The 19051-nt window shown below is 59.6% G+C and carries 19 protein-coding genes, 1 tRNA gene and 1 riboswitch; of the genes, 3 read left to right on the top strand and 17 right to left on the bottom strand.

Features of this window, described 5'->3' with window-relative positions; genetic code table 11:
• Positions 1 to 4 precede the first annotated feature (4 nt).
• From H6B15_RS02425 to glmM, 9 genes are all read right to left on the bottom strand, one after another.
• On the bottom strand, positions 5 to 784 hold the full coding sequence (locus tag H6B15_RS02425) for a heme ABC transporter ATP-binding protein (protein ID WP_204645676.1): 780 nt from the start codon (positions 782 to 784) through the stop codon (positions 5 to 7).
• Positions 781 to 1866 (bottom strand): FecCD family ABC transporter permease, encoded by a 1086-nt coding sequence (locus H6B15_RS02430; protein ID WP_243424236.1) that lies wholly within the window; start codon positions 1864 to 1866, stop codon positions 781 to 783. The genes H6B15_RS02425 and H6B15_RS02430 overlap by 4 nt, the downstream gene beginning before the upstream one ends.
• A gap of 28 nt (positions 1867 to 1894) precedes the next feature.
• A complete protein-coding gene (locus H6B15_RS02435; protein ID WP_204645680.1) occupies positions 1895 to 2932 on the bottom strand; it encodes an ABC transporter substrate-binding protein in 1038 nt (345 codons plus the stop codon).
• Positions 2933 to 3134: 202 nt separating this feature from the next.
• A riboswitch (cobalamin riboswitch) is annotated at positions 3135 to 3330 on the bottom strand.
• Positions 3331 to 3346: 16 nt separating this feature from the next.
• Positions 3347 to 4108 carry a peroxide stress protein YaaA gene (gene yaaA, locus H6B15_RS02440; protein WP_204645682.1) on the bottom strand — a complete coding sequence of 254 codons (762 nt, stop codon included), beginning with the start codon at positions 4106 to 4108 and terminating at the stop codon, positions 3347 to 3349.
• A gap of 10 nt (positions 4109 to 4118) precedes the next feature.
• Positions 4119 to 4583, bottom strand: a complete 465-nt coding sequence (bcp, locus tag H6B15_RS02445) for a thioredoxin-dependent thiol peroxidase (protein WP_204645690.1) — start codon at positions 4581 to 4583, stop codon at positions 4119 to 4121.
• 221 nt (positions 4584 to 4804) lie between these two features.
• Entirely contained in the window at positions 4805 to 5410 is a 606-nt protein-coding gene (locus H6B15_RS02450; RefSeq protein ID WP_204645692.1) for an SOS response-associated peptidase, read from the bottom strand.
• Between the two features lie 20 nt (positions 5411 to 5430).
• Positions 5431 to 6051, bottom strand: a complete 621-nt coding sequence (locus tag H6B15_RS02455; RefSeq protein WP_204645694.1) for a DUF308 domain-containing protein — start codon at positions 6049 to 6051, stop codon at positions 5431 to 5433.
• 271 nt (positions 6052 to 6322) lie between these two features.
• A tRNA-Pro gene (locus H6B15_RS02460) sits at positions 6323 to 6399 on the bottom strand.
• Positions 6400 to 6504: 105 nt separating this feature from the next.
• The gene (gene glmM, locus H6B15_RS02465; protein ID WP_204645696.1) at positions 6505 to 7911 is read right to left on the bottom strand and encodes a phosphoglucosamine mutase; all 1407 of its coding nucleotides are present in this window, start codon (positions 7909 to 7911) and stop codon (positions 6505 to 6507) included.
• Between the two features lie 188 nt (positions 7912 to 8099).
• On the opposite strand from glmM, the gene H6B15_RS02470 reads away from it, so the two are divergent.
• A complete protein-coding gene (locus H6B15_RS02470; protein ID WP_204645698.1) occupies positions 8100 to 9710 on the top strand; it encodes a MutS-related protein in 1611 nt (536 codons plus the stop codon).
• 46 nt (positions 9711 to 9756) lie between these two features.
• On the opposite strand, the gene H6B15_RS02475 is transcribed toward H6B15_RS02470, so the two are convergent.
• The 6 genes from H6B15_RS02475 to H6B15_RS02500 form a co-directional block, all read right to left on the bottom strand.
• Positions 9757 to 10605: a tRNA lysidine(34) synthetase gene (locus H6B15_RS02475; protein WP_204645700.1), complete on the bottom strand. Its 849-nt coding sequence runs from the start codon at positions 10603 to 10605 to the stop codon at positions 9757 to 9759.
• Positions 10595 to 11365, bottom strand: a complete 771-nt coding sequence (locus H6B15_RS02480; protein WP_204645702.1) for a tRNA threonylcarbamoyladenosine dehydratase — start codon at positions 11363 to 11365, stop codon at positions 10595 to 10597. The genes H6B15_RS02475 and H6B15_RS02480 overlap by 11 nt, the downstream gene beginning before the upstream one ends.
• Before the next feature lie 150 nt (positions 11366 to 11515).
• Positions 11516 to 11707, bottom strand: a complete 192-nt coding sequence (locus H6B15_RS02485; RefSeq protein WP_204645704.1) for a FeoB-associated Cys-rich membrane protein — start codon at positions 11705 to 11707, stop codon at positions 11516 to 11518.
• A gap of 33 nt (positions 11708 to 11740) precedes the next feature.
• Complete coding sequence (gene feoB / locus H6B15_RS02490) at positions 11741 to 13951, bottom strand: ferrous iron transport protein B (RefSeq protein ID WP_204645706.1); 2211 nt, start codon at positions 13949 to 13951, stop codon at positions 11741 to 11743.
• Positions 13952 to 14041: 90 nt separating this feature from the next.
• Positions 14042 to 14263 carry a FeoA family protein gene (locus tag H6B15_RS02495; protein WP_204645708.1) on the bottom strand — a complete coding sequence of 74 codons (222 nt, stop codon included), beginning with the start codon at positions 14261 to 14263 and terminating at the stop codon, positions 14042 to 14044.
• A 46-nt stretch (positions 14264 to 14309) separates the two neighbouring features.
• On the bottom strand, positions 14310 to 14525 hold the full coding sequence (locus H6B15_RS02500; RefSeq protein ID WP_204645709.1) for a FeoA family protein: 216 nt from the start codon (positions 14523 to 14525) through the stop codon (positions 14310 to 14312).
• A gap of 185 nt (positions 14526 to 14710) precedes the next feature.
• Here H6B15_RS02500 and H6B15_RS02505 point away from each other — a divergent pair, with 185 nt between their 5' ends.
• Positions 14711 to 15088 (top strand): metal-dependent transcriptional regulator, encoded by a 378-nt coding sequence (locus tag H6B15_RS02505; protein WP_204645711.1) that lies wholly within the window; start codon positions 14711 to 14713, stop codon positions 15086 to 15088.
• 134 nt (positions 15089 to 15222) lie between these two features.
• Here H6B15_RS02505 and H6B15_RS02510 read toward each other — a convergent pair whose 3' ends face one another.
• Positions 15223 to 15789, bottom strand: a complete 567-nt coding sequence (locus H6B15_RS02510) for a DUF3793 family protein (protein ID WP_204645713.1) — start codon at positions 15787 to 15789, stop codon at positions 15223 to 15225.
• Positions 15790 to 16091: 302 nt separating this feature from the next.
• Between H6B15_RS02510 and H6B15_RS02515 the strand changes: the two genes are divergently transcribed.
• Positions 16092 to 17210 carry a GGDEF domain-containing protein gene (locus H6B15_RS02515; protein ID WP_204645721.1) on the top strand — a complete coding sequence of 373 codons (1119 nt, stop codon included), beginning with the start codon at positions 16092 to 16094 and terminating at the stop codon, positions 17208 to 17210.
• 49 nt (positions 17211 to 17259) lie between these two features.
• On the opposite strand, the gene H6B15_RS02520 is transcribed toward H6B15_RS02515, so the two are convergent.
• On the bottom strand, positions 17260 to 18948 hold the full coding sequence (locus H6B15_RS02520) for a M3 family oligoendopeptidase (protein ID WP_204645723.1): 1689 nt from the start codon (positions 18946 to 18948) through the stop codon (positions 17260 to 17262).
• Positions 18949 to 19051 lie beyond the last annotated feature (103 nt).

Here is a 19051-nt window from a genome sequence, read left to right on the forward strand (position 1 = left end):
GGGATCATCTTGTTATTGTACCACATTCGGGGCGGAAAAGGATATAGGGTACACCATTTTCATCCGGCAGCACCCGGGCGTGAACCCCGTACACCTTCTGAAGGAGGGTGGGGGTCAGAACTTCCGCCGGGGTGCCTTCGGCCACAATGGCACCTTCCTGCAGCACCACCAGACGATCACAGTACAAAGCGGCGATATTCAGGTCATGCACGGCCGCAACGACCGTCTTGCCCAGCCCCCGCACCAGATCCATGAGCTGCAGCTGGTAGCGGATATCCAGGTGGTTGGTGGGTTCGTCCAGCAGCAGGCAGGGCGTCTGCTGGGCCAGGGCCCGGGCCAGTACCACCCGCTGCTGTTCCCCGCCGGACAGGCGGGAAAAGCTGCGGTCCTCAAACCCGGCCAGTCCCACCGCCGCCAGGCTCTCCCCCACCAGGCGGAAATCCTCGGGGGTGTCCCGCTGGAGGGCACGCTTGTGGGGACTGCGGCCCATGAGCACCACCTCCCGCACCGTGAAATCAAAGTTGTAGGTATTGTGCTGGGCCACCATGGCCATGCTTTGGGCCGATTGGCGGGGCGTATAGTCCTGCAAAAGACGGCCGTCCAGCAGCACGGCACCGCCTTCCGGACGCAGAACCCGGCCGATGCAGCGCAGCAAGGTGGATTTTCCGCTGCCGTTGGGCCCGATGATGCCCAGGACTTTGTTTTCGGGAATGTCCAGGGTCACATCCCGCAGCACCGGGCGTCCACCCAAGGCTTTTTGCAGATGCTGTACCGTGATTTTCATGCCTCACCACCCCCGAATCCGTACCGGCGGCGTACCATCAGGTACAAAAACACCGGCGCCCCCAGCATGGCGGTCAGAATGCCCACCGGGATTTCGTTGCCGGGCAGAATGGTGCGGCAGAGCACATCCGCCCAGAGCAGAAACAGCGCCCCGGACAGCGCACACAGCGGAACCAGGCGACGATGATCGGTGCCGAAGAGCAGGCGCACCACATGGGGCACCACCAGCCCCACAAAGCCGATGGCCCCCGCCGCATACACCGAAAATCCTACCAGCAGGGCGCTGACGGTCAGGTATACCAGGCGGTAGCGGTACAGGTCGGTGCCCAGGGTCACGGCGGTTTCGTCCCCCAGCAGCATGAGATTCAGCGTGCGGCTCTGGGTCAGGAAAAACGCCGTGCCTCCTGCGGCCACCGTCAGCATTACCCCGTTGACCGGCCAGTCGGCGGCGGCCAGGCTGCCCATGGTCCAGCGCAGGATTTCGGTAGCGGCACGGTCGGCGCTGTGTATGTATAAAAGGAACTGGGAGCCAGCCCCACACACGGCGGACAAGGCGCTGCCGGCCAGAAGCAGCTTGACCGAATTGGCCCGGCCGCCCACGTTGGCCAGCACCACCACCGCGAAGGAGATGGCCAGTGCCCCGGCAAAGGCCATCAGCCCCACATAGTTGCCGCCCAGGGCCGTGCCCACCCCCAGCAGCACCGCCAGGGTGACCCCCAGGCCGGCGCCGGAGGAGACGCCCAGGATGTACGGATCAGCCAGCGGATTTTTGACAATGGCCTGCATGGCCACCCCGCACAGGGAAAGGCTGCTGCCCACCGCGGCGGCCAGGACCAGGCGGGGCAAACGGATGAGCCAGACCACATCGTGGACCGCGGTTCCGGGGGCCCAGGCTTCCGGGATGGGTTGCCCCAGCAGCCGGTGGGCCAGTTCATACCGCAGAACGGTGTACACCTGCCCCACCGGCAGCCTGGTGGTGCCGAAAGAGACCGCCACCACCAGAGACACCCCCAGCCCTGCGGCCAGCAGCACCACGGTCGCCGCCACCAGCCCGTCGGCGGGACGGCGTTTTCTTGGTATCATACCTTGTTTCATCGGATTCCGCCTTTTCTCAGGACACGGACAGATCCGGGTACATGCCCGCGGCAATGGTGCGGATCCCGTCCACGGTGCGGGGACCGGCGGCGTACACGTCCCCCAGCATCACCGGCTTGACCCGGTCGGCGGCCACGGCGGTCAGGCTTGCCAGGGCCGGGTCCCCGGTGATGGCCCCCAGCTGCTCGGCCACCACGGTTTCGGGATCATCCCCGGAATAGGCCATGTAAATCACAAAAATCACATCCGGATTCGCCTGCACCAGCTCTTCCTTGCTCATCTCGCCGCCTTCCGGCTTGACCAGGGTACCGCCCAGCTGCACCACCATGTCCCCGGCCAGGGAATCGGCGCCGTAGTTGGTCATGCCACCCCCGATGGGTTCCACCACCGCCACCCGGGGGGAATCCTGTCCTTCCACCGCCGTCAGGGTGGTGGTGATGGCGGTGCGCATCTCCTCCACCAAAGCTTCGGCCCGGCCTTCCACATCAAAGATGCGCCCCAGGTTCAGAATGTCGGTGTACTCGTTTTCCAGGGTACGAGGGCGGCCGCCGCCCCGGGTGTTGGTGTTGATGTAGGTGGCCACGCCCTTGTTGTTCCAGCCCGTCACATCCCCCAGATTTTTCTCGCTGAACAGAGATCCCCAGGAAAGAATCATGTCCGGTTCCAGCAGGGTCACAGTTTCCTTGTCCGGGGCAAAAACGTCTTCCCGGTAGTTCATGGCCGCAAAGCCCTCCTGCCATTCCGGCTTGACCTCATTGTCCAGGCCGTAGCTGGCAATGACGTGATCTTCCAGCCCCAGGGCGATCATGGTTTCGATGGAGCCCTGATAGACCGCCACCACCCGCTGCGGGGCTTCCTCATAGGTATAGCTGACTTCGTCCCCCAGGTAGTTGTAGTTGGTGACGGTGACGGGATAGTGCCCGTCGGCGGCGGTTTCGGCCGTGGCGGGTGCGGGCGACGGTGCAGACGTACCGGTTGCCGGGGCGCATCCGGCGGTCAGGAGGGCCAGCGTCAGAGCCAGGACACCGGTGCGAAGGTGGTGTTGCCGTTTCATAAGATACCTCTCTTTTTGTGGGAGAACCGAACAGGCACCGCAAAAAAACAGCGGGCCTTTTCTGCCAGACAGCAAAAAAGACCCGCACAAAAACAAAGCACGCCAAAACACGGTGTACCATGGTTTTACCGCACAAACGTTTCGTCCGTCCGCTGCGCGGGTCCCGCCTCCCACGGCCGACGGTTCTGCCCGGCCGTACAGGCGGTATTCAAACAGCAAGGCAGGTCTTCCGGCTCTGGCGTCCTCGTTCCGGTTCAGCCTTCCCATGCCAAAAGCACAGTGACATTGTGCAAACCGGAACTCGGCCATTACGGCGGCGGTCCCGCGCAGGTCTTGCACCTGCTTCCCTATTCTCCCGGCCGGCATGCGCCCCGGGCACCTTGTGTCGCTTTGTAGTATAAAGGTAACATAAACTCAGCGCTTTGACAAGCGAGGATCCCGCAGAAACACATAGCGGTCCTTGTCCGAGTGTTCCGGGGCAAACCGGAACTGCCGACCCACAAAGTCTTGCAACTCCTCCGGCCGGGTAACACCATGCTCCGCCATATAGCGGACCATCTCCCCCCGAGCCATCTTGCACATGGTGGCCTTTTCCACCACCTTGCCTTCCTTTTCCTCCCCGAAAATGCAGCTGACAAACCGCATGGATTCCGGCAGATACCGGGAGATACAGACGCTGTACTCCTTGGAGGCCAGGTTGATGATGCAGTCGGTCTCGGCAAACAGCGCCTTGGCCAGGCTGTCTCCCCAGAAGGCATACACATCCTTGCCATACTCGGTGGCAAGACGGGCCTGCATTTCCAGCCGGTAGGGTGTCACCCCGTCAAAAGGACGCAGCAACCCATAAAATCCGGACAGGATGCGCAGGTGCTCCTGGATGTAGGCAAACTCCCAGGTAGTGAAGACCCCCGGCGCCATATACTGGTACTGGATGCCCTCGTAACTGAGGATGGCCGGCGTCAGATGGCGGCGCAGATCCATGGTCTGCAGCCGCTGTACATTGAGTTCCGCCAGCTGGTCGTTGCACTTCCACAGCCTTTTCAGCTCGCCGAAGGACATGCTTTGCAGTCTGGTTTTCAGTTCTTCGGTGCGGTCCAGAAATGCCGGCAGCGCCTTCCAGTCCAGGCTATCGGGGTCATCCTTCATTTTCTTGGCCGGCGATATGATGATCCGCATGGTCTTTTCCTCAGGCCTCCCCTTCCAGCGCGGCCAGAATATCGGCGGCGTTGGTGTCGGGCTTGACCTTAGGCATCACCTTTTCAATGTTGCCCTGGGCGTCGATGAGGAAGGTGGTGCGTACCACGCCCATGCTCACTTTGCCATAAAGTTTCTTTTCCTGCCAGACGCCGTACGCCTGGATGGCCTGCAGCTCCGGGTCAGACAACAGAATGAAGGGCAGCTCATACTTCTGGGCAAACTTCAGGTGGGATGCCACCGAATCCTTGCTGATGCCGATGACCACCACGTCCTTGGCGCGGAAGCCCTCATAGTTCTGTGCAAAGGCGCAGGCCTGACGGGTGCAGCCGGGGGTGTTGTCCCGGGGGTAAAAGTACACGACCACCCGCTTGCCCGCAAAGTCGGACAGACTGACCGGGTTGCCGTTCTGATCGGGTAAAGTAAAATCCGGAGCCTTGGTTCCTGTTTCCAGCATGGTATTCTCATCCTTTCTGCCGGTTGCCCCAAAGGAGGGGGATCACCGGTCCTGTTCAGTATAGAAGAGCCGGTGCGGTGCCGTCAATGGCCACGGCCACACCTTTGTGCCCCAAAGCAGGTGTTGCAAAGGTCAGTTTTCGACATTTTCTGACCGAATGGGTTGAATTTATGCGATAAACGCCAAAAATATGGAAACCATGTCTTGTAGGATGTATCTGCTTACAGAAAGTCTCCCAGGCTCATCTGGCCGTCCTCACACTCCCGCCGCAGATTGGGCGGAACCCGGTCCAGCAGAGCCAGTGCGGCCTGTGTATCGGTCAGCCAGGGTCGTACCTGGTCATGGGTGAGGATCAGCGGCATGCGGTCATGAATGTCCTGCACCGTCTTGTTGGGAGCTGTGGTCAGCACCACAAAGCGGTCCTGTCCTTCCACATTGTCATATATGCCGGCCATATAAAGAGGGTTGTCCGGCAGCTGAAAGAAATACTTGTGCCGGGCGGCATCCCACTCATAATAGCCGCTGGCCGGGATGACGCACCGACGCCCCGCCATGCTGCTGCGGAACATCGGCTTTTCGCACACCGTCTCGGCCCTGGCATTGATCACCAGACCCCCGTTTTTTCCGGGAATCCCCCACTGCTGGAACCGTGCCGTCACCTTTTGCCCCCGGGCGATCAGGACCGGCGCCCGGGCTGCCGGGGCGACATCCCCCGCCACAGGGGCGCTGAACTCTTCCTTTTCCCGACTTTCTCCCCGCAGGGCAGCACGAACGATCTGCTGCAGTTCCCGGTATTGATCCGTTGAGAACCGATAACGGCCACACATGGTCCTCTCTCCCCTTCCGATTATACAGTGGCAAAGGACGGAATCCGCTGTGCCAGAAATGCGCCCAGGTCCTGTGCATTGCCCTGCACCAGGTCCTTCTTCTGCAGCAGGATTACCCGCTCTTCATAGACCAGAAGCCACGCATCCGGGCTTTCCACGGCGAAGGTAAACTCGGTCCAGGGTGTTGTTTGGGTGCCGTCCACCGTCATTTCCTGGGCGGAGAAGGAGACTGTGGGCAGCTGGTCCGCCGGCAGGGCCTCGAGGCCCGACAACAGCGTAGCCGCCGATTTGTCAAAGGGATTGCGGGGCTGGCGGAAACTGCGCCACAAGCCCCCAACGCCTGCGGCAACAGCAAATGCGCCTACCACAAGGGGCGCAAACAATGCCTGCGGCTCCATCATGCCGGGCACAAACAAGATTATCCCAAGAACCAGGCAGAGCACGCTCATGACCCTGGTGCGCAGGCGGCTGCGGGACTTTCCCTTGGCCCGGGCGTTCAGCCGGTCGGTCTGCTTCCACAAGCCCGGATACCGCTGGCGGGAAAGCAGTTCGGTGCGCTTTTCCAGCGCCTTGCTGACCTGGGGCAGCAGTTTTTGGGTATCGTAAGGGGTGAGATGAAAAATAAAATCGGCGGACGCCATGGACACGTCGCCTCCCTTCCCGATTGTCGGCCAGACACTCTGTGTATGAGCAGCCGGCACTTCTGTACTGATTATATCCAGAAAGCGATTTTCCCGCAAGATATCTCCGGACTGAACACCACTTTTTACACGGACACGACGGGGCCCCTTCCGGAAGGGGCCACACCGAAAAATGGTGTACGTTTTCTAAAATGAGATACCAAACATAGCAAAAGGACCGTGAAACTTGCGTTTCACGGTCCTTTTGACGGGCTGACTGACGGCCCTTGTTTGGTCCGAGTGGCGAGAGTCGAACTCACGGCCTCTTGAACCCCATTCAAGCGCGCTACCAAACTGCGCTACACCCGGTCACGACCGAACCGGTCAATCAGCATGTATGATTATACCGGGTTTACTTGGATTTGTCAAGGGTTTTCCGCATATTTTTTACAAAATTTTTGAAATCCGATTTTTTCACGCCTGTTCGTAGCCTTTTTTGCGGATCACATCCACAACCTGGTCCACATACTTCTGGCAGGTCTCTTTGCTGGGAGCTTCCACCATCACACGAACCAGGGGTTCGGTGCCGGATTCTCGCACCAGGATGCGGCCGGTGTCCCCCAGCTCGGCGGCAACAGCCTGCACAGCGGCCTGCACGTCCGGGTCATTCTGTGCGGCAGCCTTATCGGTGACCTTGACGTTTTCCAGCACCTGGGGATAGATGGCCAGAGGCGCGGCCAGTTCGCTCATGGGCTTCTTGCGGGCCATCATCACTTCCATCAGCTTCAGGCTGGTCAGGATGCCGTCGCCGGTAGAAGCGTACTTGCTGAAGATGATATGGCCGCTCTGCTCGCCGCCGATACGGCTGCCGTGCTGCTGCATATACTCATACACATACTTGTCGCCCACAGCGGTCTTGGCGTAGTCGATGTCCAGCTCATCAAAAGCCTTGTACAGACCGAAGTTGGACATGACGGTGGTGACCACCGTGTTGGTGACCAGCTTGCCCCGCTCCTTCATATAGCGGCCGTAGATGTACAGGATATGGTCGCCGGTGACCACATTGCCCTTCTCGTCCACGCACAGGCAGCGGTCGGCGTCGCCGTCATAGGCAAAGCCCACGTCCAGGCCCTTCTCCACCACGAACTTCTGCAAGCCCTCGATATGGGTGGAACCGGCGTTCAGGTTGATGTTCAGGCCGTTGGGTTCGGCATTGATCACATAGGTGGTGGCGCCCAGAGCGTCGAACACCGCCTTGGCAATGTTCCAGCTGGACCCGTTGGCACAGTCCAGGCCGACCTTCACACCGCGGAAGGAGTACATGCCCAGGCTGATCAGGTAACCGATATACCGGTTACGGCCGGAGATGTAGTCCACGGTGCAGCCGATCTTATCGCGGTGGGCAAAGGGCAGTTCCTCCCACTTCTGGCCGAAGGCTTCCAGGTTGCCGTCCAGATACGCTTCCACCAGAGAGATGGTCTCTTCATCCATCTTTTCGCCCTGCCCGTTGATCAGCTTGATGCCGTTGTCGTAATATGGGTTATGGGAGGCGGAAATCATGATGCCGCAGTCGAAATTGTCCACCCGGGCGATGTAGGCCACGGACGGGGTGGTGGTCACATGCAGCAGGTAAGCGTCGGCGCCGGATGCCACCAGCCCGCCCACCAGGCTGTACTCAAACATATAGCTGGAACGGCGGGTGTCCTTACCGATGACGATGCGGGCCGGGCCTTGCTGGGGTGCCAGGCCTTCGGCGGCGGCGCGGCGGCGTTTTTCATTATAGTACCAGCCCAGGAACCGTCCCACCTTGTAGGCGTGATCGGCGGTCAGGGTGATGTTGGCTTCCCCGCGGAAGCCGTCGGTACCAAAATATTTACCCATTGTTTTCCCCTTTCAGGTGATATAAAACAAATTCAAACGGCGGGCACACAGGAACCCCCGCCAGTTCCTTTCTATTGTATCGCATCCATGCTCAAATGTCCAGCAAAGCCGGGATCATACGAATTGACGTACCCGCCATTTGGGCGTAATATGAACAACAGGAAACCATACAAGAAAGGACCGGCCTTATGTCCAACGATTCCTTCCGTCTTCTGTATCCCGCCGGGTATCTCCCGCCGGAACGCTGTGCTCTGCCGGACACGGAATTCATTCATACTTTGCAGCTGGACCAGATGATCGGCATCCGGCGGGAAAGCTATCGCGGCATTGCGGATCTGCAGCTTGAGCAGTTTTTCAGCTGCGAGCCCGCCGTGCTGGCGTACCGGGCGGAGCTGATTCTGGAAATAGCGGACAGCGAGGCTCTGCAAGCCCTGATCCAGGACGCACTGCCCCTGATCCGGGATGCCTACGAGATGAGCAAGGTGCTGAACCGGGGCGATGGCAGCCTGGAAAGCGGCCTGGCCAGCACCCGGTACATTGAACAGTATCTGGAACTGGTGGAGCTGTTCCGGTCCCGGCTGGCCCCCCTGGCTGTGACCGGCGCCGGCCTGCGGCGTTTGAAAGAGGAAATCCAGACACGCTGTGAGAGCCCGGATTACCGCGCTCTGCGCGCCCATCTGGAGGAACTGGACATGCAGATCGGCCAGATAAAAAGCGTCTCTCTGGGGCTGAATCTGGACGGCAGCCTGCATGTAACCGAGGCCGGACTGCTGGGGCTGCACACCCGGCCCTTCCGCCAGGGCAGCGTGCTGGACAAGCTGCTGGGCCACAAGCAAGACCCCATGGTGTGTATGTCCGGCTTTGCCAGTGTGAGCAAGGCAGGGCGAAGTGAGGAACGCCAGGCACTGAACGGGGCGGTGTGCCGGGCGCTGGACACAGTGTTTGCCAAAACCATCCGCAGCTGGGAACCGGTAATCAATCAGTTTTTCCATGACGAGACCCGGTTCTTCATCGAGCTGATGGATGATCTGCGGTTTCTGGCCGCGGCGGTGCCCTTTGTGTGCCAGCTGCGCCGGGCCGGATGCCCCGTATGCCGGCCGGTGATCCGCCCGGTGCGGGATAAAGCCATGCGGCTGCATAACCTTTATAATCCCATGCTGGCTTTGAAAAATCTCCACAATCCCATTGTATGCAACGATTTTTGCCTGGATGAGAAAGGACGTTTTTACCTGGTGACCGGCCCCAACCACGGCGGCAAATCCATCTTCTGTTACGCGGTGGGCATGGCCCAGGCCCTGTTCCAGCTGGGACTGCCTGTGCCCGCCGAAGAGGCGGAAATGAGCCCGGTGACCGGTATCTACACCCACTTTCCCACTTCCGACGAGGACAACTACGGCAAGGGACGGCTGGAGAGCGAATGCGCCCGCATCAGCGCCATTCTGCCCCGCCTGCGCGATACCGACCTGCTGCTGATGGACGAGAGTTTCAGCTCCACCAGTTTGCTGGAAGGCGAATATATTGCCGCCGAGGTGCTGGCCGCCATCAGCCAGATCGGCTGCGGCGGGCTGTATGTGACCCACATCCACGAACTGAGCCAGCGGGTGGCAGAGCTAAGCATCGGCCCCGGCAAGCTGGATAATCTGGTGGCCCAGATGCAAGATGTGGGCAACGGCACCCGCAGCTACCGGATTCTGCGCACTACCCCCGACGGGCTGAGCTACGCCCGGGACATTGCCCGCAAATACGGGCTAAGCCGGGAGGAAATTCTGGAACGCCGCCGGGCCCGGGGCGAAGCATAAAAAGCGGCACCTGTCATCCCTTTTGGATGGCGGGTGCCGTTTGGTTTTATTCGGATTCGGGCGGGGCGTCGTCGTAGCCTTCCAGAAAGGTATGGGCCACCCCGTGGGATTTGTAGCCGGGAACGGTGTCCAGGCAGACCGAATGCAGCGCGCTGAAAATATTGTTTTCGATGTTGGGATTGGTTTTTTTCAGTTCCCGCAGCAGGGTTTTGACCTCCTGCCGCTTGGAGGCTCCGGGCTCATCGCTGCGGGCGGTCATGCGGCAGGCACATTGCAGGAAATGCAGGTCATGGTACCGCGCCCAGGCAATGATATCCTGTTCCTTGACGCAGTAGAGCGGGCGGATGAGTTCCATGCCGGGAAAGTTCTTGCTGTGCAGCTTGGGCGGCATGCCCTGCAGCTGCGCCCCGTAAAACATGCTCATGACGGCGGTTTCGATGACATCGTTGAGATGGTGGCCCAGAGCGATCTTGTTGCAGCCCATGAACTGGGCCTGCTTGTACAGATGTCCCCGGCGCATACGGGCGCAGAGATAGCAGGGGTTGCGGTCGGTGTGATAGGCGGTATCAAAGATATCAGTCTCAAACACCGTGATGGGAATATTCAGCAGTCTGGCGTTGTCCTCGATCTGGCGGCGGTTCTCGGGCGCATACCCCGGGTCCATGACCAGAAACTTCAGCTCGAAGGGCACTTCGGTGTGGCGGTGAAGCTCCTGCATGAGCTTGGCCAGCAGCATGGAATCCTTGCCGCCGGAAATGCACACCGCCACCCGGTCCCCTTCCTGCACCAGTTCGTACCGCTTGATGGCGGCCACAAAGGGGTTCCACAGCTGTTTGCGGTATTTCTTGATCAGGCTGCGCTCGATGACTTCATAGGGCTGCAGTTCACGGGGCATGAGCCGCCACCTCCTTATCCGCCAGGTCAGGCCAGCCGGCCAGGTCCTTGATGACCTCCCCGGCCAGAATCAGCCCCGCCACCGGGGGCACAAAGGCGTTGGAACCGGGGGTAAACCGTTTGCCGGAACCGCTGCGGGCGGTGTCCAGGCTGCCGCCGCTCTGGGCCGGCACGGCGTGGGGCGTCTCCTTGGAATAGACCACCTTGAGGGACCGGATACCCCGCTTGCGGCACTGGGTGCGCATGGCCCGGGCCAGCGGGCAGACCGAGGTGGCATACAGGTCCGCCACCTCAAAAGCGGTGGGGTCCATCTTGCCGGCTGCCCCCATGGAGCTGATCACCAATACCCCCGCCTGCTGGGCCAGCCAGGCCAGCTCCACCTTGGCGCTGACCGTGTCGATGGCATCCACCACATAGTCGAAGGCGGAAAAGTCAAACTGACCGGCGGTGTCCGGGCCGAAAAAGACCCGATGGATGTTGACCACCGCATCCGGATTGATGGAATGAATCCGCCGGGCAAAAACCTCCACCTTGGGCTGGCCGAGGGTTTCGTGGGTGGCGATGATCTGGCGGTTCAGGTTGGTCAGGCAGACCTCGTCGTCGTCGATCAGGTCCAGGGTGCCCACCCCGCTGCGGGCCAGGGCTTCCACGGCGTAGCCGCCCACACCGCCCACGCCGAACACCGCCACCCGGGCGTGCTGCAGGCGCTGCATGCCTGCTTCCCCCAGCATGGTGCGGGTACGGGAAAACTGGTCGATCATAGGATACTATCCTCCCAATTCCTACAAATTCTGTTGGTCATTGTAGCATGCGGGCCGGACACTGTCAAGGCAAGCCGCTCGACCGGCATTGCCAAAAAATGCCGGGCACAGCGGATGGCTGTACCCGGCATTTGGAAAAGGGATTCTATATTATTGGTGGAGGTCGGCGTGGGTGCAGCAGCCCGAGCAGCCGGAACATCCGCCGCAGCTGCCACCACAGGAGCAGGAGTGTTTGCCCTCCCGCTTGTCACGGATCATTTTATACACGGCCAGACCCACGGCGCCGAACACCAGCACCGCCACGATGATCGTGGCCAGATTGCTTCCCAGAAATGCCAACATGGCAAACCCTCCTTTATACAATATGAATCGGTTTTATTTGGCAGTGACCACCTTGCGCACATCCAGGCGGAGCTTTTCTTCCTTATACGGATTGGGCCGCACCACCAGGTACACCAGCACCGCCAGCGCAACAAGGGCTGCCACGGTGAAGGGGCCGAAGGAAGCTTCGCCGGTGATCAGACCGCCCAGCTGATAGACGATCATGGCAATGACATAGGCAAAAGCGCACATATAGCCGATGGCGCCCAATGTCCAGCGGGGATTGTTCATCTCCCGCTTGATGGCGCCCATAGCCGCGAAGCAGGGCGCACACAGCAGGTTGAAGATCATAAAGCTGTAGGCACGCACGGCACCGAAATCCGCTGCCACGGCGCCCCAGATGGGGCTGGAGTCCTGCATCAGATCGGTGTCACCGGCGTAATTATACAACACACCGAAGGTATTGACAACCTCCTCCTTGGCAATCAGGCCGGTGACGGTGGCCACGGTAGCCTTCCAGGCCATATCGCCCATCCAGCCCAGAGGGTAGAAGATCCAGGCGACAGCATTGCCGATGGCCGCCAGCAGAGAATGGTTATTGTCCTCCACCTCCGCAAAGACACCGTCCACAAAACCGTAGCCCTGCAGGAACCAAAGCACCACCGAAGACACAAGAATGATGGTGCCGGCCCGCTTGATGAAGGACCAGCCACGCTCTGCAGTGGCCCGGATCACGTTGCCCCAGGCAGGCACATGGTAGGCGGGCAGTTCCATGACAAAGGGGGCGGGGTCCCCGGCAAAAGCCTTGAACTTTTTGAGCATGACGCCGGAGATCACCACCGCCGCGATACCGATGAAGAAGGCCGAGGTGGCCACCAGGGGATTTTCTCCGAAGACGGCGCCGGCAAACAGCCCGATGATGGGCAGTTTGGCGCTGCAGGGGATGAATCCGGTGGTCATGATGGTCATTTTGCGGTCCCGGTCGGACTCGATGGTGCGGGTAGACATGATGCCCGGCACGCCGCAACCGGTGGCCACCAGCAGCGGAATGAAGCTCTTGCCGGACAGACCGAAACGACGGAAAATCCGGTCCATGACAAAGGCCACCCGGGCCATATAGCCCACGTCTTCCAGAATGGCCAGCAGGAAGCAGAGCACCAGAATCTGGGGCACAAAGCCCAGCACCGCCCCCACGCCGGCCACAATGCCGTCCTGAATCAGGCCGTACAGCCAGTGTGCCACCACCGGTTCGCCCTGGGCGTTGAGCAGCAGCTTGTCGAACAGGCCGGGGACAATCTCCCCGAACAGCACGTCGTTGGCCCAGTCGGTGCCCTTGGTGCCGATGGAGATAGGCAGCTGCCCCATGGCGATGGAGTAGATGACCCCCATGATCACCACAAAGATGGGCAGGGCCAGGATGCGGTTGGTGACAATGCGGTCGATGCGGTCGGAGACGGTCATATTGCCGGTGCGGGCCTGCTTGTGCACCGCCTTTTCCACCACCCGGCCGATGTAGGCGTACCGCTGGTTGGTGATGATGCTCTCGGCATCGTCGTCCATCTCGGCTTCGCAGTCCCGGATGTGAGCGTCCAGGTGGTCCAGGGTGGCTTTATCCAGGCCCAGCTCCTGCTGGATGCGCTCGTCCCGCTCAAACAGCTTGACGGCGTACCACCGCAGGAAGCGGGCATCCACCTTGCCCTGGATGCTTTCCTCAATATGAGCCAGGGCGTGCTCCACACTGCCGGTGAAGACGTGGGGCAGTTCCCCCGCCTGACCATCCCGGGCGGCGTCCACCGCCATCTGCGCGGCTTTGGCGCTGCCCTCCCCTTTCAGGGCGCTGATCTCGATGACTTCGCATCCCAGCTCCCGGCTGAGCTTTGCCAGGTCGATGCGGTCGCCGTTCTTGCGCACCAGGTCGATCATGTTCACCGCCATGACCACCGGAATGCCCAGTTCGATGAGCTGGGTGGTCAGATAAAGGTTGCGCTCAATGTTGGTGCCGTCGATAATGTTGAGAATGGCGTCCGGCTTTTCGGTGACCAGATAGCCCCGGGCCACCACCTCTTCCAGTGTGTAGGGGGAAAGAGAATAAATGCCCGGCAGATCCTGAATGACCACGTCCTTGTGGCCTTTCAGGCGGCCTTCCTTCTTTTCCACCGTGACACCGGGCCAGTTGCCCACATACTGGTTGGAGCCGGTCAGGTCATTGAACAGCGTGGTCTTGCCACAGTTCGGGTTACCGGCCAGTGCGATCTTGATACCCATGCGTATCCTCCCCTTTTTGTATGGCTTTTGATAGTTAGTCTTAGCTAACATTCGGTGCTGAAAGAAGGCGGTTTGTTCACAACCGCCTGTTTATACCAGTTCCACCATCTGGGCATCCGCCTTGCGGATGCTGAGTTCGTACCCCCGGATGTTCAGCTCCATGGGGTCGCCCAGGGGCGCCACCTTGCGCACCAGAACCTGAACACCTTTGGTCAGGCCCATATCCATGATGCGGCGGCGCACCGGGCCTTCCCCGTGCACCCTGGCCACGGTGACGGTTTCCCCCACCCTGGCGTCCTTCAATGTCTTCATTGCATTGCCTCCTCCATACAAATCTATAGCCAACGGGTTGTCCCGTTCAGCTGACCAGTATCCGGTTTGCCATCGTCTTGTCCAGGGCAATCCGGCTGTCCCGGACCTGCAGAATCAGATTGCCGGACAGCTCGCTGACAATGACAATCTCGGTGTCCAGCACAAAGCCCAGTTCGGCCAGGTGCTGGCGCACTTCATCCCGCCCGGTGATCTTGCGGATCAGGTAACGTTCCCCGGGCTTGCCTATGGTAATCGGCATCATTGACGATTCCTTCTTTCTGCCTTGCGATGGCAAAGATGCGATAAACGATAAAGGTTAGCTCTTGCTAACTATCACTTCAGATGCAGTTTATCACCACTAACCGGATTTGTCAATCATTTTTCTTGCATTTCCGGTTAGCATGTGCTAATGTTTAGGTATATTTCAATAAAGAGAGGCTTTTTCCTATGAAGATACACCAGTCCGCAGAGGATTATCTGGAAAAAATTCTCATGATTCAGGAGCGCAAAGGCGAGGTCCATTCCATCGACATCGCCAACGAGCTGGGATTTTCCAAGCCCAGTGTGAGCGTGGCCATGAAAAACCTGCGCATGGCGGGGTATATCTCCATGGACGGGGCCGGGTGCATCACCCTGGAAGCCCCCGGTTACGAGATTGCCACCCGCATTTATCAGCGGCACAAGCTGCTGACCCGCATCCTGACCGCGCTGGGGGTGGATGAGGCCACCGCCGCCGAAGATGCCTGCAAGATCGAACACGACCTGAGCCCCGAAACCTTCGACCGGCTGGCCGAATACGCTGAGAAACATTTTCCCGAAGAATAAACAAACAAAACCGGCGCCCGCACGGAGAGTACACGGGCGCCGGTTTTGCTGATTCGGAATGCCTTTTCCAAAAGACCGCAAATGGCTGTGTACGTTCTTTTCAGGCAGGATAAAAATCAAAGAAGCAGCCGCTTTTACGCCGCTACCGTCAGCCGCGCGGGAGAAAATCCGTTGCGGTAACAGCGCAGGTACACGTCGGTGCACTTGCGGTAGCTGGCAAAGCGGGCACGGGCAGCTTCCGGATCGCCGTAGGCTTTCCAGTAGCCCTTGCAGGTATAGTTTTTGCCTTTGTGGCGCACGAACCCGATGACATCCTCCAGAGGATAGCCGAGGAAAATGCCGATTTCGTGGGGGAACTCCGCTTCGGTACACAGCCGGGCCGACAGATGGGCCAGATGCTGTTCCAATGTACCGCCGGGATAGCCGGATTGCTCCAGATAGGTTCGCACTTCCCCACGGCGAAGGATTTTTTCCAGCGGGGCCGCGCGGTAGACATAAATCAGGAACGCCGAGGTCCGGGCACAGGCTTTCAGCACGGTGATGCGCACGCCTCGCGGCCCCAGTTGGGCCCGCCAGGATTCGATGGTGGCATACATAGCCCGGGCGTCCGGCTCCACCCAGCGAAACAGGTTGGCGGGTTTGAGCCCGGCCATGACCGGAGCACACTGGGTGATAAATGCAACACCGAAATCTCTGCGCATGAGAAAGCCTCCCTTCCGGAAGTTAGCTCTTACTAACTTCCATTTCAAAAAATAAGCCGCTGCTCCGCCCTCGGAGGGTGGATTTCCGGCCAACAAGTTAGTTTTATCTAACTACGGGAAAACTATACCACACCTTTCCCGCCTTGTCAAGGCATGGGAGCAAACTTTTTTTGAAAGTCCTGTTTTTGTCCACACAGGGAGAAAAATGCGGGCGGCAACTGGCAATTGCCAAAAGGCTATGGTATACTGAATGCAAATCATCAGCACAGAATGATTCATCTTCAACACGGAGGAGGTGCGGCATGGATCATATTCTGTATGTTGAGATTAACCTGATCTGTATTCTGATCGTGGCCCTGGAAATAATCCAGCTGGTGCGGGACATTGACAAATCCCCTCGTGTGCGGCTGTTTGTGGGGTTGATGTGCTGTGCTCTGCTCAGTTTCGGATTTGACCTGACCTGGGCATTCCTGCACGCGGCCGGCGCACCGGAGCCTTTGAGCTGGGTGGTCAACCAGCTGTATTTTCTGGCGCTGAACCTGACTTCGGTGTTCTGGATGCTGTATGCCGAAACCTGCCTGGAATCGCCCTGGCTGAAAAAGCGGAGCCTGTTTGTTGTGTCCCTGGCGCCGGCGGTGCTGCTGCAGCTTGTCACCTTGGCGGGGCTGGTCTTTCACATCAACCCGGAAGGATACCAGCGGGGCCCTTTGCACTGGTTCCAGGTGACCATCGCCTATTTCTACATTGCCTGGCCGGCGATCAAGGCGTTCCTCAAATCCAACCAGCGGCGCTACTACGCCCAACGGTCGGAATATCGCATGCTGGCATCCTTTGTGGTGTTTCCCCTGCTGTTCTCGATTTTACAGCTGTTTTTGGGCGGCGATGCCCCCATGCTCTGCGTTGGCATCACCCTTTCCATCATCCTGCTGTACCAGAACCGACAGGCGCGGTTGATCTCCCGGGATCCGCTGACCGGACTCAATAATCGGTCCCAGTTGATCCAATATCTTTCCGAACATATCAAAAGTCATGACAAGACTTTGTACCTGATGATCATGGACGCCGACCGGTTCAAGAGCATCAACGACACCTACGGCCACAACGCCGGTGACCGCGCGCTGGTGCAGATTGCCACAGCGCTGAAAAAGGCGGTTCCGCCCCGGTTTCTGATTGCACGGTACGGCGGGGACGAGTTCATTGTGGCTGGGGAAGCCGACAGTGAACTGGACATCTGCCTGCTGCGGGATTGCATCGTGCAGACCTTGGCGCAGGAAAACGCCGACAGCGGCGAGCCATGGCATCTGTCCCTGTGCATCGGGTATGCCGCCTACAGCGAAACCATGAACACCATCCCGGATCTGATCGAAGCCGCCGACCGGGAACTGTACAAGGCCAAACGCAATCTGACCAAAGTAAAATAAGCAAAAAAGCCTTCCGCCTGGGATAGGATGGAAGGCTTTTTGCATTGTATTACAGCTGGTGCTGTTCGATCCAGGTTTCCACTTCCCGGGACAGGTCGGTCAGACTGCCGGGGGTGAAGGGCACCTTCATGCCGGCGGCCCCGGCCAGCTCCGCGTAGGAGGCGGTGCCGGCCAGTCGGGTCAGTTTGAGGTAACGCTGCCAGGCATCGTCGTGGTCATGCAGGGCCGCAATGAAGAACTGCAGCGCAATGACGGTGGCCAGACAGTAGTCAATGTAGTAGAAGGGACACTCGTAGATGTGCAGCTGGCGCTGCCAGCCGGCGCCCCGGCCGTAGAAGGGCAGGTCGCCGAACTCGTTCCAGGGACGGTACTTATGCTCCAGCTTGAGCCATTCGGCGTTGCGCTGTTCCGGGGTCAGGTCCGGGTTCTGGTAGACAATGTGCTGGAACTCGTCCACCATGCAGCCATACGGCAGAAAGACAAAGCTGTCCTCGGCGTGATACAGCTCATACTTGTCGGTGTCCGGGCCGAAGAAGAGATGATGCCAGGGCGCGGTGAGAAACTCCATGGACATGGAATGAATCTCGGCGCTTTCCATGCCGGGGCACTGCAGTTCCTGGGGAATGTCGGTACGGGCGGCCAGGTAGGCTTCCAGGGCATGGCCGGCCTCATGGGTCAGCACATCCACATCCCCGGACGTGCCGTTCCAGTTGGCGAAGATGAAGGGGGCCTTGTGGTCGGGGATGATCTCCTCATAACCGCCGGTCATCTTGCCGGGACGGCTCATGACGTCGAACATCTCGTTGTCCTGCATGAAGTCGATGAACTCCCCGGTGATGGGGCTCAGTTCATGGTACATCTTGCGGGCACCTGCCATGAGCTCCTCATAGGTGCCGTGGGGGGCGGGGTTTCCGTCCGCGAAGCAGACGCCGGAGTCCCAGAACATGGGATGGTCGATGCCGGTGCGCTTGGCGCGCAGGTCCAGCATGCGGCGCAGCAGCGGCACCACCTGTTCTTCCACTTCCTTGCGGAAGGCGGCAACCTCTTTCTGGCCGTAACCGATGCGGTTCATGCGCACATAGCTCAGCTCGCTGTAATCCTTGTAGCCCAGGATATGCGCCTGCTGGGTACGGTTCTTCACCAGACGGTCGTACAGGTCGTCGAACTCGGCCCGGTGGGCGTCAAAGTAGGAGGCCTCGGCCTCGTAGGCAGCCCGGCGCATGGCAGGGTCCAGGCTTTGCTTGTAGGGAGTCAGCTGGGGAATGGTCAGCTGCTTGCCGTCCAGTTCCACCAGCGCCCCGCCGTACAGCCGTTGGTAAGCGCTGGTCAGGGCGTTTTCTTCCTTCTGCAGCTCGATGACCCGCTCATCCATGGACAGCACCCGGTTCTTCAGGGTGGGCAGCACGGTGGAGCCGAAGGCCTTTTCCAGGGCTTCGGCGTGGGGATTGGACAGAATGGCCCGGGCAATGTCGGTTTCGGCGTTGGCCACAGCGGGGCCGTTGGTGTCAAACCAGTCCTGCTCAGCGGCCCAGGTCTTGTCCCGGGTGTCCAGGGTGTAGTGGATATTGGCCAGCACCTGGGCGGTGCGGTAGTGAGCCAGGAAGTCGTTTTCCTCCCGGTAAAGGTGAATCAGCTCTTCCCCGCTTTCGGCGGCAGCCAGGCGGACAGCCAGGCTTTTGCAGCCGGTGAGCACCGCCTCCAGGTCGGGGCGCTGATAGGGCATTTCGGAAAATTTCATGGGGTAAGGGTCTCCTTTCATAGGGTTTTTGCGCTTGTCTTTTAGGATAGCACACTTGCCGCAAAAAGGAAAGCCACCGCTTGCGTTTGCCATCGAAAAGAGG

It is taken from the genome of Gemmiger formicilis (genome assembly GCF_016900095.1).
In the GTDB taxonomy this organism is placed as follows: Bacteria; Bacillota; Clostridia; order Oscillospirales; family Ruminococcaceae; genus Gemmiger; species Gemmiger formicilis_A.

Bases quoted from the DNA above. Each gene is read 5' to 3' on its own strand.
- H6B15_RS02425 (WP_204645676.1), bottom strand. From the start codon at position 784: ATGAAAATCACGGTACAGCATCTGCAAAAAGCCTTGGGTGGACGCCCG.
- H6B15_RS02430 (WP_243424236.1), bottom strand. From the start codon at position 1,866: ATGATACCAAGAAAACGCCGTCCCGCCGACGGGCTGGTGGCGGCGACC.
- H6B15_RS02435 (WP_204645680.1), bottom strand. From the start codon at position 2,932: ATGAAACGGCAACACCACCTTCGCACCGGTGTCCTGGCTCTGACGCTG.
- yaaA (WP_204645682.1), bottom strand. From the start codon at position 4,108: ATGCGGATCATCATATCGCCGGCCAAGAAAATGAAGGATGACCCCGAT.
- bcp (WP_204645690.1), bottom strand. From the start codon at position 4,583: ATGCTGGAAACAGGAACCAAGGCTCCGGATTTTACTTTACCCGATCAG.
- H6B15_RS02450 (WP_204645692.1), bottom strand. From the start codon at position 5,410: ATGTGTGGCCGTTATCGGTTCTCAACGGATCAATACCGGGAACTGCAG.
- H6B15_RS02455 (WP_204645694.1), bottom strand. From the start codon at position 6,051: ATGGCGTCCGCCGATTTTATTTTTCATCTCACCCCTTACGATACCCAA.
- glmM (WP_204645696.1), bottom strand. From the start codon at position 7,911: ATGGGTAAATATTTTGGTACCGACGGCTTCCGCGGGGAAGCCAACATC.
- H6B15_RS02470 (WP_204645698.1), top strand. From the start codon at position 8,100: ATGTCCAACGATTCCTTCCGTCTTCTGTATCCCGCCGGGTATCTCCCG.
- H6B15_RS02475 (WP_204645700.1), bottom strand. From the start codon at position 10,605: ATGCCCCGTGAACTGCAGCCCTATGAAGTCATCGAGCGCAGCCTGATC.
- H6B15_RS02480 (WP_204645702.1), bottom strand. From the start codon at position 11,365: ATGATCGACCAGTTTTCCCGTACCCGCACCATGCTGGGGGAAGCAGGC.
- H6B15_RS02485 (WP_204645704.1), bottom strand. From the start codon at position 11,707: ATGTTGGCATTTCTGGGAAGCAATCTGGCCACGATCATCGTGGCGGTG.
- feoB (WP_204645706.1), bottom strand. From the start codon at position 13,951: ATGGGTATCAAGATCGCACTGGCCGGTAACCCGAACTGTGGCAAGACC.
- H6B15_RS02495 (WP_204645708.1), bottom strand. From the start codon at position 14,263: ATGAAGACATTGAAGGACGCCAGGGTGGGGGAAACCGTCACCGTGGCC.
- H6B15_RS02500 (WP_204645709.1), bottom strand. From the start codon at position 14,525: ATGATGCCGATTACCATAGGCAAGCCCGGGGAACGTTACCTGATCCGC.
- H6B15_RS02505 (WP_204645711.1), top strand. From the start codon at position 14,711: ATGAAGATACACCAGTCCGCAGAGGATTATCTGGAAAAAATTCTCATG.
- H6B15_RS02510 (WP_204645713.1), bottom strand. From the start codon at position 15,789: ATGCGCAGAGATTTCGGTGTTGCATTTATCACCCAGTGTGCTCCGGTC.
- H6B15_RS02515 (WP_204645721.1), top strand. From the start codon at position 16,092: ATGGATCATATTCTGTATGTTGAGATTAACCTGATCTGTATTCTGATC.
- H6B15_RS02520 (WP_204645723.1), bottom strand. From the start codon at position 18,948: ATGAAATTTTCCGAAATGCCCTATCAGCGCCCCGACCTGGAGGCGGTG.